The organism is Halomonas colorata (genome assembly GCF_014897985.1).
Lineage (GTDB): Bacteria > Pseudomonadota > Gammaproteobacteria > Pseudomonadales > Halomonadaceae > Vreelandella > Vreelandella colorata.
The window spans coordinates 1-13,748 of record NZ_JABUZA010000014.1 but is presented as its reverse complement, the minus strand read 5'-3'; the positions used below and the strand labels follow the sequence as shown (position 1 = coordinate 13,748).

General features: G+C 53.6%; 13 protein-coding genes. 11 read left to right on the top strand and 2 right to left on the bottom strand.

Annotated features, from left to right (window positions below; genetic code table 11):
• Nucleotides 1-34: 34 nt before the first annotated feature.
• The 4 genes from coxB to INT33_RS09160 are packed head-to-tail and all read left to right on the top strand — an operon-like array spanning nucleotide 35 to nucleotide 6,183.
• Nucleotides 35-1,102 carry a cytochrome c oxidase subunit II gene (coxB, locus tag INT33_RS09175; protein ID WP_192537626.1) on the top strand — a complete coding sequence of 356 codons (1,068 nt, stop codon included), beginning with the start codon at nucleotides 35-37 and terminating at the stop codon, nucleotides 1,100-1,102.
• Complete coding sequence (ctaD, locus tag INT33_RS09170) at nucleotides 1,099-3,627, top strand: cytochrome c oxidase subunit I (RefSeq protein WP_193091709.1); 2,529 nt, start codon at nucleotides 1,099-1,101, stop codon at nucleotides 3,625-3,627. The genes coxB and ctaD overlap by 4 nt, the downstream gene beginning before the upstream one ends.
• 3 nt (nucleotides 3,628-3,630) lie before the next feature.
• Nucleotides 3,631-3,987, top strand: coding sequence for a hypothetical protein (locus INT33_RS09165; protein ID WP_193091708.1), 357 nt, complete (start codon nucleotides 3,631-3,633; stop codon nucleotides 3,985-3,987).
• Nucleotides 3,988-3,996: 9 nt separating this feature from the next.
• Nucleotides 3,997-6,183 carry a heavy metal translocating P-type ATPase gene (locus INT33_RS09160; protein WP_193091707.1) on the top strand — a complete coding sequence of 729 codons (2,187 nt, stop codon included), beginning with the start codon at nucleotides 3,997-3,999 and terminating at the stop codon, nucleotides 6,181-6,183.
• Between the two features lie 21 nt (nucleotides 6,184-6,204).
• Here the strand turns inward: INT33_RS09160 and INT33_RS09155 are convergent, their stop codons facing one another.
• A complete protein-coding gene (locus INT33_RS09155) occupies nucleotides 6,205-6,516 on the bottom strand; it encodes a winged helix-turn-helix domain-containing protein (RefSeq protein ID WP_192537623.1) in 312 nt (103 codons plus the stop codon).
• A 203-nt stretch (nucleotides 6,517-6,719) separates the two neighbouring features.
• Between INT33_RS09155 and INT33_RS09150 the strand changes: the two genes are divergently transcribed.
• Nucleotides 6,720-7,904, top strand: a complete 1,185-nt coding sequence (locus tag INT33_RS09150; RefSeq protein ID WP_226940128.1) for a Na/Pi symporter — start codon at nucleotides 6,720-6,722, stop codon at nucleotides 7,902-7,904.
• A 10-nt stretch (nucleotides 7,905-7,914) separates the two neighbouring features.
• The gene (locus INT33_RS09145; RefSeq protein WP_192537622.1) at nucleotides 7,915-8,145 is read left to right on the top strand and encodes a hypothetical protein; all 231 of its coding nucleotides are present in this window, start codon (nucleotides 7,915-7,917) and stop codon (nucleotides 8,143-8,145) included.
• 87 nt (nucleotides 8,146-8,232) lie between these two features.
• Here INT33_RS09145 and INT33_RS09140 read toward each other — a convergent pair whose 3' ends face one another.
• Entirely contained in the window at nucleotides 8,233-9,318 is a 1,086-nt protein-coding gene (locus INT33_RS09140; RefSeq protein ID WP_193091706.1) for a PA0069 family radical SAM protein, read from the bottom strand.
• A gap of 258 nt (nucleotides 9,319-9,576) precedes the next feature.
• Between INT33_RS09140 and INT33_RS09135 the strand changes: the two genes are divergently transcribed.
• The 5 genes from INT33_RS09135 to INT33_RS09115 all read left to right on the top strand — a co-directional run bounded on the left by INT33_RS09135 (nucleotide 9,577) and on the right by INT33_RS09115 (nucleotide 13,671).
• The gene (locus tag INT33_RS09135; RefSeq protein WP_193091705.1) at nucleotides 9,577-11,016 is read left to right on the top strand and encodes an alkaline phosphatase; all 1,440 of its coding nucleotides are present in this window, start codon (nucleotides 9,577-9,579) and stop codon (nucleotides 11,014-11,016) included.
• A gap of 87 nt (nucleotides 11,017-11,103) precedes the next feature.
• Nucleotides 11,104-11,574: a hypothetical protein gene (locus INT33_RS09130; protein ID WP_193091704.1), complete on the top strand. Its 471-nt coding sequence runs from the start codon at nucleotides 11,104-11,106 to the stop codon at nucleotides 11,572-11,574.
• A 139-nt stretch (nucleotides 11,575-11,713) separates the two neighbouring features.
• Entirely contained in the window at nucleotides 11,714-12,160 is a 447-nt protein-coding gene (locus INT33_RS09125) for a hypothetical protein (RefSeq protein WP_193091703.1), read from the top strand.
• A gap of 98 nt (nucleotides 12,161-12,258) precedes the next feature.
• Nucleotides 12,259-12,831 carry a cysteine hydrolase family protein gene (locus INT33_RS09120; RefSeq protein WP_193091702.1) on the top strand — a complete coding sequence of 191 codons (573 nt, stop codon included), beginning with the start codon at nucleotides 12,259-12,261 and terminating at the stop codon, nucleotides 12,829-12,831.
• A 126-nt stretch (nucleotides 12,832-12,957) separates the two neighbouring features.
• Nucleotides 12,958-13,671: a Fic family protein gene (locus INT33_RS09115; RefSeq protein WP_193091701.1), complete on the top strand. Its 714-nt coding sequence runs from the start codon at nucleotides 12,958-12,960 to the stop codon at nucleotides 13,669-13,671.
• Nucleotides 13,672-13,748: the final 77 nt, after the last annotated feature.

Sequence of the window (13,748 nt, the reverse complement as noted above, 5' to 3'; positions counted from 1 at the left end):
ATCACTTCCTGTGGGCAGAAATAGGGATAAAAACATGAGGGAGCGTTACTTATATCACGTCGCCTCGTTGTGTATTCAACGTGCTGTTGCGCGGCGGGTCAACCGGTTAACGTACGTATCGCTGGTGGCTCTGTTTGGGCTCACGGGGTGTGCCGGTGATAAGTCTATTCTAGACCCCGCTGGGCAAGCTGCACGCGATGTAGTGCTTATTTGGTGGATCATGCTGACCTTTGCCACGGTCGTGTTTATCGGGGTCATCGCGCTGTGGCTTTATGCGTTTAAGCGCAAGCACCATGAACGGACACCTCAGCAAGAGCGTAAAATTGCTCGCCGCTGGATTGTGGGCGGCGGAATTTTATTGCCCGTGTTCAGTGTCAGCGCGCTCCTCATTTTTGGCGTACCGACCGGTAAACGTATGCTGCCACTGCCGTTAAGCGAGCCACCGGACGTTATAGAAGTTATCGGCCACCAGTGGTGGTGGGAAGTACGCTACCCAGGCGCAGAGGGTGGCGAAGTCGTGACCTCGAACCAGCTGATTATGCCGGCCGGTGAGCCCGTGGACTTTCACGTTACCTCCGCTGATGTGATCCACGCGTTTTGGGTGCCACGATTAGGTGGCAAGATCGATATGTTACCCGGTCGGGTTAACGTTATTCGTCTTGAGGCCGATGAGCCGGGCATTTTTGGCGCTCAGTGCGCCGAGTTTTGTGGCGCGCAACATGCCCATATGAACCTTTACGTAGAGGCCGTCGAGCGCGAGGAGTATGAGGCGTGGCTGGCTGACCGGCAGGAAGAGCGGCTGGCGGAGCTGGCCATTGCCAATGAGAATTTTGCCCAGGCCCGCGAAACCTTTGCCTCCACCTGCGCCGCTTGTCATAGCGTGGCCGGACTTTCTTCATCGTCCATCGGACCCGATCTGTCTGATGTAGGCGCGCGCCATAATCTGGGTGCTGGCGTGCTGCCCATGGAAGAGGGCGCCATCCATTACTGGTTGGAAAATCATCAAACGCTTAAACCGAGTAACAAAATGCCGCCGCACGATTATATGGATACTGCCACCTTGGAGTCCCTGGGTGCTTGGCTGGAGACCCTGACACCATGACCACGAGAAACCCAGAAGCAACCGGCCCAGAAAATCTGCAAAAGCTGCATGATGACCTGTCTGATGTTTGGGGAAATCCACGCGGATTAAAAGCCTTAACCATCGTTAACCACACCACGCTTGGCCTGCGGTTTATGGTCACCGGGATGGCATTTTTTCTGATTGGCGGCATATTGGCGATGCTGATTCGCACGCAAATTGCGACGCCTGATCAGAATTTTTTGACCCCGGATATCTATAGCCAAGTGACCACCATGCACGGCACGGTGATGATGTTCCTGTTCGCCATTCCCATCTTGGAAGGTTTGGCGATCTACATGATCCCCAAGATGATTGGCGCACGCGACTTGGTATGCCCACGGCTAACTGCCTTGGGCTACTGGTGCTATCTATTTGGCGGTATCATCTTGTCGTTCAGCATGGTGCTCGAAATGGCCCCCAACAGCGGTTGGTTCATGTATACGCCGCTGAGTAGCAGCGAATACTCGCCAGGACTGGGGTCCGACTTCTGGCTATTGGGCATTACGTTTGTTGAGATCTCCGCATTATCTGCCGGTGTAGAGCTGGTGGTGTCCATTTTGCGTACCCGCACGCAGGGCATGGCGCTGCATAAAATGCCGCTGTTTGCCTGGTACATCCTCGCTATGGCGCTAATGATCGTGGTGGGTTTTCCGCCATTGATTTTGGGCAGTATTTTGCTCGAACTTGAACGTGCTGTGGGTATGCCATTTTTTGATATTGCAGGCGGCGGTGATCCGGTACTTTGGCAACACCTTTTCTGGCTATTTGGCCATCCAGAGGTTTACATCATTTTCTTGCCGGCGGCGGGCATTGTATCAACGATCATTCCCGTATTTGCCGGGCGGCCTATCGTAGGATATGGCTGGGTCGTCTTTGCGATTACCGTCATGGGGTTTATCAGTTTCGGCCTGTGGGTTCACCACATGTTCACTGTGGGTATCCCTCAACTGGCCCAGGCGTTTTTCTCGGCGGCCAGCATGCTGGTGGCGATCCCAACCGGTATTCAGATATTTGCCTGGTTGGCCACGCTATGGCTTGGCAAGCCTAAAATGAAACTACCCATGTTATGGATCGTCGGGTTTCTGGTGATTTTTGTTTGCGGCGGGTTGACCGGCGTCATGCTGGCGCTGGTGCCGTTCAACTGGCAGGTCCATGACACTCACTTTGTGGTCGCGCACATGCACTATGTGCTGGTGGGGGGCATGCTGTTTCCGCTGATGGCGGGCATTTACTACTGGCTGCCGCTGTTTTCCGGGCGTATGCCATCTGAAACGATCGGCAAGTGGGGCTTCTGGCTGGTGTTTATAGGCTTTAATGCCACGTTCTTAATCATGCATTGGACAGGGCTCTTGGGTATGCCGCGGCGGGTATATACCTACGAGACCGGCTTTGGTTGGGACATATTCAATCTACTGTCGTCTGTCGGTAGCTTTGTGATGTCCGCCGGGTTTGCCATGGTACTGATCGATATTGCCTTACACTTTCGCTACGGCAAACCCGCCAAGACCAATCCTTGGAATGCCGACACGCTTGAGTGGGCCAACCAACTGCCGCCTAGCCCCTATAACTTTGTCAGCCTGCCACCCGTCGAAACCCGCCACCCGCTTTGGGAGCATCCTGAACTGCCACAGCAGATGCAGGAAGGCAAGCATGGCCTGGCGACAGCCGACCACGGCCGCCGTGAACTATGGGGTACTGACCCGCTGACCGGCAAAGTGCGGGAGGTCATTCATTTGCCCGGTAACTCCTGGTGGCCACTGTTTGCGGCTATGGCGCTGGCCGTGGTGTGTATCAGCCTGTTGCTGCGCTGGTATCCAGTGGCTGGGGTCGGCGTGTTGATTGCCATCGGCTTTCTACTGCGCTGGTCGTGGGAAAATGGCGCTCACCCCAGAGCGGCGCCCGATGCCAAGGTGATGCCCGGCGATCCCCCGCTTCATTCGCGTACCATGGATGGCCCCGGTTTATGGGCCATGACCACGGCGATGATCGCCAACGGGTCCTTCTTCCTGTCTTACCTTTTTGGCTGGTTCTATTTGTGGACCGTGTCGCCAGGGTGGAGGATGCCTGACGCCTCGCCGCTTTCATTAATTGCGTTAGTGGTCGCCGGGGTTGCCTTGCTGGGAGGCTCGGCGCTAATGGAGAGCAGTGTCAGTAAGCTACGTAAGCAGCAGGACAGCGGCTTGGCGATGCGCCTTTACGGGGCAGCGATTTTAGGCGCCTTACAGTTTGCGTTGATTTTATGGGTAATGTGGCGCGCTGATTTGGCAGTTACGGAAACCTCCCATGACGCTATCTTAATGGTAGGCCTGTACTACGCATTGCTGCACAGCGCCTTGGGAGCAGTAATTTCTTTGCTTCAAGGCATGCGTGTTGGCTATCGCTATGTAGGCGTTCATGCGCCGTTTGAGCCCGTGGTAGTGGCCTATTTCTGGCGTTATAACGCAGTGGTGTTCTGGATCCTGATTGTTGCGCTGGCCGTGTTACCTAGAGTGATTGGGAGCTAAAGCATGAAAGCTATTATTCAGCGTTTGCATCTCACTCATCCGGGCCATTTTGTCGGCGGGCTAACGCTTTGGAGTATCTGGTTTATCACGATATATGGCGGCCTTTCGGTCGCCTGCGCCGTGGCGCCGCCCGATCCCGCGCAGGGGGCACTCACTACAATCAATATCAGCCTGTTATTGTTGAGCCTGCTGACTGCTTTGCTACTGGCAGGGCTAGCCTGGGGATGTTTCCAGGAAGCCAAAATGCATGAAGGACGGCGGCACTTTAACGCCTTTGTTTCCGCCTGGCTTTATGTGTTTTCTGCCGGAGGCGTGATGTTTGTTGCCGGGCCAATGGTGGGTCTGCCGCCTTGTTTATAAGGGTTTAGTGTGGCAACTCAAACGGCACCGGGTGAGCCGGGCAATAACGAGGCGCTCTATACCCTAAACGGTATGTGGTGCACCAGCTGTGCGCTCGCCGTTGAGGGAGTGCTTAGTCACCGTAAAGGTGTTGAGAGTATCAGTGTGCATTACCCGACGGCCACGCTATGGGTAAAGGGCGCCTCTGAGGCTATCTCGCTCGAGGCCCTGGCTCCTAAAGTAAAGCGCCTGGGCTACCGTTTAACCGAGCTGGAACCCAATGCTGATGCGCATGCACGCTTAGAGCAGGAAAGCCGCTATTTGAGCTTGCGCCTGCTGGTAGGTTCGGTATTTGGCATGTGGACCATGCTCGCCTCCATCCTGATCTATGCCGGCGCGTTGCCTAATCCAACGATTGAGTGGGTCGTCGCTTGGGTGTCCGGGGCGTTTTCTATTCCGGTTGTGACCTTTGCCGGCTGGCCGTTTTATCGTGCGGGCCTGCGTACGCTACGCGCCAAGCGACCGGGCATGGATGTACTGGTAACCCTCGGCGTTCTTGCCGCTGTAGTGGTTTCCATAGGGCTTTTATTGAGCGGCTCGGCAGAGGTGTATTTTGATACTGCCGTGATGCTGATTGTGCTGCTGCTAGGCGGGCGTCTGGTAGAAACCCTATGCCGCCACCGAGGGTTAAAGGCACTAGACGCCTTGCCCGAGCCCAATAACGAAGCCGCGGTATGGCAGGGGGATCAGTGGCGGGTAGCTCCATTAGCTGAGATTGAGCCAGGGGCGAGGATACAACTTGCGCCTCAAACGCTGATTGCACTGGATGGCATTTTGGAAAGCGCTGCCTGGGTGGATACCGCATCGCTCACCGGGGAAAGTATTCCCCGGCATTTTTCAAGAGGGGAGGCGGTCTACGCCGGGTGTCGGCTGTTAGGCAGCGACGAAGTCGTCATTACCGTTACCCAGGCGTTAGGCCAGCGCCGCCTGGACCGTCTGCGTGAACAAATGCGTCACTATCAGGCCCAGAAAGGCGAGCTTCAAAAACTCGCCGACCGCTTTGCCGCCTGGTTAAGCCCGGTGGCATTATTGCTTGGAGTTGCCGCCTTTCCGGCGGGCCTGTTACTCGGGCTGGGTATTGAAGAGGCCGCCGTGCGCGCATTATCAGTGTTGGTAGTTGCGTGCCCATGCGCCGTTGGGCTTGCCGTCCCCTTGGCAAGCCTGGCGGGAAGTGGGCAACTGCTTCAGCAAGGCATTGCATTACGCGACCCGGCAGCACTTGAAACGCTGGCTAAAATTCAGGCGATTGCGCTGGATAAAACCGGCACGCTTACCCAGGGCGAGCCTGCGCTTATGGCCTGGGTAAGCCGAGAGGGTGTGGCAGAGCCGACGCTTAAGGCCACACTTTATCAGGCCGCGTCTAATAGCCAGCACCCGCTGGCCCAGGCATTGACGCGCTGGGCGCGTTCTGAGAAAACAACGACTATAAACGCCAGTGTGACACAGGATGTGCCAGGGCAGGGCGTGCATCTTCGCTTGCCTGAACACGGCGATATCTGGCTGGGCAGCCAACGCTTTTTTGAAAGCCAGGGCATTAAGCTGCCGCCTCAGGCGGCCAGTGCTTCAAGCCCATCGGCGTCAGAAGTACTGCTCGCGGATGAGGAAGGCTGGCTAGGCAGCTTCTATCTAGAGGATGCCCTGTTGGAGGATACGGCGCAGAGCGTTCACGCATTGCAGGCTAACTACTGGGTCGCTATGCTCAGCGGTGACCGGCCTAGCGCGGTGTACGCCGCTTCCAAGCAGCTGGGGTTGCCCGATGAAGCCTGCTATGCCGAGCGCTCGCCAGAAGCAAAAGCGCGTCTGGTGCAAGGATTGCCTGCTCCCACTCTGTTTGTCGGCGATGGGATTAATGACACCTTAAGCCTAGCCGCCGCCGATGTCGGCATGGCCCCTTTTAATGCCAGCGACGCTGCCCGAGAAGGCGCCGCTGCGCACCTGTTAAAACCTGGCATTGCCAGTTTAGTGACGGGCCTTGCCACCGCGCGCGCTACCCGTCACGTGATGGTCCAAAACTTAACCCTTTCGGCGCTATATAACACGCTGGCACTGGGGCTTGTCATCATTATGGCCATTCCACCGCTGGTGGCGGTGCTGGCCATGGTCGCCAGTTCATTAAGCGTTACGCTGAACGCCGCACGGCTTGCCTGGCGCGACTGATCCGCTGAATCAGCACATTAATCAAGCCGAGAGAGCGGGGTAGTCAAGCGCTTCGGCCAGCTGGTTTGCTTGCTTCTTGACCCAGGCAGGATCAATAGGACCCCAACTGATAATCCGGTATTCACCGCTGTTATGGCGCTCGCCTTGTGTCGTTTGAAATTGGCATTCAATATCCAGCTCGGCAAGCGAGGTGATGGTGTCCTGAGCCGTACGACGCGGCATGCCGCAGAAGCTCACGAGCGCAGGCACGCTAGAGACTCCCTGATCGATCAGGTAAGCCACGTAAAGACGGCGATAGAAGCTGGATTTTGTCTTGCTGAGAGCATCGGCCATAAGTGTGATTGCCTTAAAAATGAGCGTCGGCTAAAGCATACGGAACGCTTTTTGCCACAGCCACCGTTTAATATGTGTGTCCACTCTATTTGCACTAACATCATAGTGCCACGCTGTTGTCACGCTTATGTCACCTATAGCCGCCATCCTTCGTTGAAGTAGGTGGGCATCAGGGCGTTTTTCCTTCCAAGAGGGTGTGGCAAATGGCCGAGAATATTAATAGCGCTGTACAAGAGGTGTTACCCAGCCAGCGTGGAAGGGTAAAGGTCAGGCGCAAAGGGACATTAAGGCAGTGGCTCACGCTTGCCTTGCTGGTGTACTTTTTGATTTGTGCAGTATCAATTATTGGTAACGGTTTCAAAATAGCTGCTGGCGATCATGCCCAACAGCTTTTTGAGTTTGCCACCAATCCCTTTGTTGGCCTGATGGTCGGGATTGTCGCTACGGCGTTGATTCAGTCATCCTCCACCGTTACCTCGGTTATCGTCGCCTTTGTGGCCGGTGGATTGCCGGTTGCCACCGCGGTCCCCATGATCATGGGCGCGAATATAGGCACAACGGTTACCAATACGCTGGTAAGCCTGGGTCATGTACGCGATAAAGCTGAGTTTAAACGCGCGTTCTCCGCAGCAACAGTGCATGACTTTTTTAACTTGCTGGCGGTGGCTATTTTCCTGCCTATCGAACTTATCTTTCATCCGTTGGAGAAGATGGCGCAAAGCACGGCATTTCTATTTTACGGCGACGCCGATCTTTCCATGGGTAGCATCAATATTGTCGGCATGGCAACGAAGCCGATTACCTCTACTGTTGAAAGTGTGGCCATGAACCTGCCCACGGTTGCCGGTGGAATTGCCATGATTGTTTTTGGCATTGCGCTGATTTTTTTAGCGATTCGTTATATCGGTGCGCTGCTGAGAGTATTAATGGTAGGACAGGCAAAAAATATAATGCATAAAGCCATCGGGCGTGGCCCGGTTGCCGGTATTGCTTCCGGCGCGGTGGTAACATTTTTAGTACAGTCCTCATCCACGACCACCAGTTTAATGGTGCCATTAGCGGGGTCAGGCGCGTTCTCATTACGTCAGATTTATCCCTTCACCTTGGGCACTAACATCGGCACGACCTTTACGGCGCTGCTTGCAGCCACCGCAATAACCGGCGCCACGGCCATATTGGCCCTTGAGATCGCTCTGGTTCATCTATTCTTTAATCTATTGGCGGTAGTCGTCATTTTCGGACTTCCGTTTCTTCGCCCGCTGCCGGTAAAAGGCGCTGAATGGTTAGGCCGTGTAGCTTCAGAAAGAAAAGCTTTGGCGGCCGCTTGGGTATTAAGCGTATTTATTGTCATACCGGCCATCCTGATCGCATTCACGACGCTGCTTTGAGGTAAAAAACATGACGCCCCATCAAAAGATCGTTTCAACCTCGACCGCTGAACTCAAGTCCATGCTCGATGATTCAGCCGAGCTTATTGAAGAAATACGCGATGAGCTGGCCGAGAGAGAAGCTCAGGAGCGCGAACTGGAGCCGTTCGATACGCTGATTGAACAAGCGCGTCCCAAACTCGATGAGATCCGAGGCTTTTTCACACTGGTGCTTAATGAGCTGCGTGAGCGGCGTAATTAAGGCTATGTATAGATAGTATCTTCAAGGCATTTGTCAGGCACTCTTTGCTATCCAGAGAACGCCGATCAGATGCCTTTTTATTAAGCGCTAATAAAAGAGATCGCCTTGGGCATTGGGCGGTCGAAAGTCTCGGGTATTCAGCCCCTGCTCGGTGCGTGCCTGGAAATTCCACTGACGGCTGGCGCGATTAAAGCGCTGGGCGATCATATCGGCAAAAATTCCTTCACCGCGAAAGCGTTTGCCAAACTGGGCATCATAGGCCTTCCCGCCCCGGCATTGGCGCATCAGGCTCATTACTTTCGCCGCTCGCTCAGGGTAGTGAGCTTCAAGCCATGCTTCAAAAAGCGGCGCTACCTCATGAGGCAAACGTAGCAACATCCAGGTGGCTGTTCGTGCGCCTGCGCGGCTGGCGGCTTCCAGAATGCGCTCTATTTCGTGGTCGGTAAGCCCTGGAATAACCGGGCTAACCAAAGTGCCCACAGGAATGCCTGCGGTATTAAGCTCGCGGATGACTTTTAAGCGTGCCTGAGGAGAGGCCGCACGGGGTTCAAGTGTGCGCTTCATATTGGCATCCAGGCTGGTCAGGCTAACAAACACACGCACCAGACAGTGTTCCGCCATTTCAGCCAGTAGGTCAATATCCCTTAGCACCAGAGTGCTTTTGGTCACGATAATGACCGGATGGCGGCATGCCAATAAAAGCTCAAGCAGCTGGCGCGTTAACTGGCGCTTGGCTTCCAGCGGTTGGTAGCAATCGGTATTGCCCGAGAGGTTGATAGGCCGGCAGACATAGCCCGGTTTGCAAAATTCCTCACTTAAGCGCTCCACCAAGCCGTTGCGAGCAATCAGCTTGGTTTCAAAATCAAGGCCCGGCGATAAATCCCAGTAAGCATGGGAGGGCCGGGCGTAGCAGTAAACGCAGCCGTGCTCACAGCCTCGGTAAGGATTCAACGAGCGGTCAAAAGGAAGGTCGGGCGATTTATTCCAGGAGAGCGCGCTTTTACTGGTTTCTTCGCGTACTTCCGTGACCAACGTGGTGGAGGCTTCCTCTCGCCACCAGCCATCATCCTCCGCCACGCTGTGGGTTGGCGCAAAGCGGTTGTGCGGATCATAAGTAGCCCCACGCCCTTTATGCACGGTAGTTTGCGCTGATGGTTTACCGAGAGACGCCATACGCCTGCCTCTATCTGTATATATGTTTATATATACAGTATATGCGGTGTGGCTGAACGTGCAAGCCTTGGGCGATTTATTGGCGAATTTATGGCTAAGACGGGGCGTTATTGAATGGCCCGTTAATGAGTGAGTAGAAAGCAGCCAATCGTTTATTAGCAAAAATTAATTTTATTAATTCAGATTCATAGAAATGACATTTTCAAACGTTAGGCTTAGCCGAATAACGAGTTAGCTAAATTTAGCCAAGGGATGAAAATGAAAAATTTTAAGTGGAATGCACTCACGTTAGCACTGGCATCAATCATGGTTACGCCAGCATTAGCGCAGGAAGATACGGCTAAGAACGTTATATTGATGATCACCGACGGTACCGGTATTGAGACGTTCCGCGCGGCAAGTTACTTCCGTCATGGTGCGCTGGGTCATGAAGTTTACGATGAGTTTGATGTGCAGCTTTTCATGGCCACTCATCCGCTGAATACCTCCAATACGCCCACCAAGAGCGATGAGGGTACGGTCACGTTTGAGCCAGCCGAGCTTTGGAACGACGAAGCGGTAGACACCGTTTACGAGGGCAGCCTGGGTAACTACAAAGGCTACTTTGCCGGTTACGACTATGCCCGCGCCGATTACACCGATAGCGCCGCGGCGGCGACTGCACTGGCGTCCGGCCAAAAGACTTTCAACAATGCCATCAACTGGTCCAACGACGATGAGTCGCTCAAGCATATCGGCGAATACACGGTGGAAAGCGGCCGTGCTCTAGGCGTTGTCTCTTCCGTGCAGATTTCACACGCCACTCCGGCCGGTTTCCTGGCCCATAACGTAAGTCGCAACGACTACAGCGCGATTGGCCGTGAAATCGTTGATTCCGGCCTTGCCACTGTGGCCATCGGTACCGGCCACCCTTATTACGATGCGGCAGGCGAGCGTGTCGATAACCCCGGGGAGAGCAATTTTCGCTTTATCGGTGGTGAAGAGTACTACCAGCGTTTGATGGACGGCGAAACGGATTACGCCTTTATCGAAAGTAAGGAAGACTTTGAAGCGCTGGCCGCCGGTGAAATCGACCTGCCCAAGGACAAGCTGCTGGGCCTGGTGCAGAACATTCAGACCCTTCAATACAACCGTCCTGGTGTGAGCGGTGGCAACTTCCTGGATACCTCTCCGAGCTTGGCTACCCTGACCGGGGCTGCCCTGAACGTGCTCAACGCCAGCGAAACCGGCAACGAAAACGGCTTCTTCCTGATGGTTGAAGGCGGCGCCGTCGATTGGGCCGCTCATGCCAATAACCTGCCGCGTATCATCGAAGAACAGATCGACTTCAACGAAGCCGTCGAAGCCGCTGTCGAGTGGGTAGAAAACAACAGCTCCTGGGACGATACGCTGATCATCGTTACTACCGACCACGGCAACGGCCTGCTGCAAGGTCCTGATTCTGACGTCAATGCCTATAGCCCGATCGTCAATCAGGGCGCTGGTGCGCTACCGCTGGTACGTTGGCACTCCGACACCCACACCCGTGAACTGGTGCCGCTGTATGCTCACGGTGCAGGTGCCGAGTTCTTCTATGACATCGCTCAGCAAGAAGAAGGACTTTCCCGCTACGAAGTGGATGCAGACAGCCACTACTGGGTCGACAACACCGACGTATTCCGCGCGGGCCTGAACGCCTTTGGTATCGACGCCGAGTAAATACTCACGTACTGCAATTACCTAAGAGCCGCCTTCGGGCGGCTCTATTCCGTTAGACACTTACGAAACTTTCGAATAGAGCCAGATATGAAGCTTCGAACCACTTTTTTAAGCCTTTCTTTTCTAACGCTGGCGGCAGTGGCTAGCAGCCCGGCCCTTGCCCTCAACGCTGAGCAGGCACCCACTGCCAGTGGCCACGCCTATGCCGAGCCTTACAAGGCCGTGCGCAAGGATGGCGTTTTGCATATTGAGGTGCGCTTTGTGACCGACTACCCCGGTTATTCCGGCGAACTTATTTACGAAGACATTCCGTTAGAGCGCATTGATGGACAGATCTACGCCGAGTTTGGTGACCAGTCATTCTCGTTGCTACGTAAAGATGGGGGCGTGGTCGCACCGGATAACCTGCATCTGGGCTTTAATTATGATCCTTCCAAGAACCCTCGCGTCGGCTCCTGGAAAGCAGATTTCGTTGCCCCTCTGCACGATGTTAATGAGGTCACCATCTTTATGCCCAACGTTGCACCTATTGGGCCTATTGCCATTCGCGATCGTTAATTAACCGATCCAATAACTCTTGATATAACGGTGCTGCCTCATCGCCTTGATAAACAATTATCAGGGCGATGTTGTATCTGCTATCGGGATTTCGTGCCAAAGTTGGCTTATGCTTAAGTTTTGCGTGTTAGGTAAACCCATGAAACCTTTTTCTATTTTGCTGATTCGATTGCTCGCCGTTTACCTTGCCATCAATCCTTTACTTAGCGTATCGCCGTTGCTGTTTAGCCCAAGCTTTGAGGCAGAGCTAACCCAGTGGCTGCCAGGACTAGTGGCCACCGTTGTTATTCCTATTATCGTGGGCATCGCACTGTGGTTTTCTGCCGTAACTCTGGCCAATAAAATTCATGACAGTGATAGTGTTGGCTCAGCCTTATCCATCAGCGAGGCAGGCTTGGTACGGGCCGGTAGTTTCTTAATCGGCGTGTATCTTTTCGTTCAGCACTTGGGCACGGCGATTAGCCAATGGACGTGGGGCGGAATGGTAGCTTACGGTTCGCTGGCAGTGGTTATACTCAGCATTGGATTAATGCTGGGCACACGTTTTTTAGGCAAGCTGTATCGGTGGTTGAAGTATTTTAAATAATTGAAAGTAATGGTTGGTCAGTATCGCTTAGCTTTCCTATTCGTGCCTGAGTGTATTCCTGATCCAAGAAGCACACAAAAGAGGACGTTGAATTAGCAATGAGTAATCAACTTGTCGCCCTGATGGTCATCGATATGCAGCGAGGAATGAGCGATCCCGCCATCGGTGAGCGCAATAACCCGGATGCCGAAAATAATATTCAGAGCCTGCTCACTGAATGGCGTAAAGCGGGCTGGCCCGTAGTGCATGTACGCCATATCTCACGCACCCCCAGCTCGCCATTTTGGCCGGGGTTACCAGGCGCAGAGTTCCAGCCTGCACTAGCCCCGCAACCTAAAGAGCACGTAGTAGAAAAGAACATACCCTGTGCGTTTACCCACTCAGGCTTAGAGCGCTGGCTCCACGCTCGCGAGATCAAGCGGCTGGTTATCGTTGGTGTGAGTACCAGCAATTCGGTTGAAGCCACCGCTCGCACAGCCGGTAATCTTGGCTTTGATACCCACGTTGTCGCGGATGCCACTTTTACCTTTGCCAAGCAGGACTACGCAGGCACTTACCGTACGGCGGATGAAGTGCACGCCATGTCACTGGCGAACTTGGAAGGGGAGTATGCGGCTATCTTTAGCACTGGTGAGGCGCTAAAGCTATTGGCTTCTGGCCATCACCAGTGAGTATTAGCCGCAAACCACCGCTGGGGATATTTCTGCCCTGAAATAAATCGATGGTGCATGTAGCCGATCTACTGCCCGTGCCGTAGTGATATATTTAATCAACTTGCTGGATACAGAGAACGTTCTATGACAACCGCACACGATAAACAGTGGAATATGAAGCCTAACGTTCGCTTGGCTCGGCAACTTGCTGTGCGGGATGTACCAGCCCTCGTTTACGATGCGGTGAACCTGGAAGGGGTCGCCATGACGCTACCTGAAGTGCAAACGATTCTGGATGGGATTACGGTCGGTGGTCACAAAATCAGCGATCAGAATATGGCGATTAATCAGGCGAAGGCTTGGAAATATATATTTGATCTAGTCGATCAAGGTAAGTTTAGCTTTGATAAAGAAACAGTTTTAAATATCCATGCCATAGCGGGTAAAGAGGAAGCTTTGGAATGGGGAAAGTTTCGTTCCGGCTATGTCACGATTTCAGGGTCTGATTATGAGCCGCCCGCGCCTGAGCAGCTTGAAGCAAGATGGCAGAGCTTACAGAGGCAGGTGAAAAGTGAAATTGATTGCTATGATCAAGCGATCACTGCGTTTCTTCAAATAGCCAGGGCTCAGTTTTTTTGGGATGTAAACAAGCGTACAGGTCGTTTTTTGATGAACGGCATCTTGCTGGCATATGGATTTCCAATTATTAACGTTCCCGCTAAACGTCAGCAGGAATTCAATACATTGATGCTGGATTTCTACTCGTCAAATGATATGAAGCCTATGAACACGTTTTTACGTAGCTGTTTACATCCTAGTGTTATCAAGAATTTTACGTTTGATCTACCTCTTAGCTAGGGAAGGTCTGAATAACTGCCGATATTCATCACCGCTCACTTGAGCCGAGAAAAAATCGAAAATTCAGACATTCTTCT

Coding starts and splice junctions, on each gene's coding strand:
- coxB (WP_192537626.1), top strand. CDS start 35: ATGAGGGAGCGTTACTTATATCACGTCGCCTCGTTGTGTATTCAACGT.
- ctaD (WP_193091709.1), top strand. CDS start 1,099: ATGACCACGAGAAACCCAGAAGCAACCGGCCCAGAAAATCTGCAAAAG.
- INT33_RS09165 (WP_193091708.1), top strand. CDS start 3,631: ATGAAAGCTATTATTCAGCGTTTGCATCTCACTCATCCGGGCCATTTT.
- INT33_RS09155 (WP_192537623.1), bottom strand. CDS start 6,516: ATGGCCGATGCTCTCAGCAAGACAAAATCCAGCTTCTATCGCCGTCTT.
- INT33_RS09150 (WP_226940128.1), top strand. CDS start 6,720: ATGGCCGAGAATATTAATAGCGCTGTACAAGAGGTGTTACCCAGCCAG.
- INT33_RS09145 (WP_192537622.1), top strand. CDS start 7,915: ATGACGCCCCATCAAAAGATCGTTTCAACCTCGACCGCTGAACTCAAG.
- INT33_RS09140 (WP_193091706.1), bottom strand. CDS start 9,318: ATGGCGTCTCTCGGTAAACCATCAGCGCAAACTACCGTGCATAAAGGG.
- INT33_RS09135 (WP_193091705.1), top strand. CDS start 9,577: ATGAAAAATTTTAAGTGGAATGCACTCACGTTAGCACTGGCATCAATC.
- INT33_RS09130 (WP_193091704.1), top strand. CDS start 11,104: ATGAAGCTTCGAACCACTTTTTTAAGCCTTTCTTTTCTAACGCTGGCG.
- INT33_RS09125 (WP_193091703.1), top strand. CDS start 11,714: ATGAAACCTTTTTCTATTTTGCTGATTCGATTGCTCGCCGTTTACCTT.
- INT33_RS09120 (WP_193091702.1), top strand. CDS start 12,259: ATGAGTAATCAACTTGTCGCCCTGATGGTCATCGATATGCAGCGAGGA.
- INT33_RS09115 (WP_193091701.1), top strand. CDS start 12,958: ATGACAACCGCACACGATAAACAGTGGAATATGAAGCCTAACGTTCGC.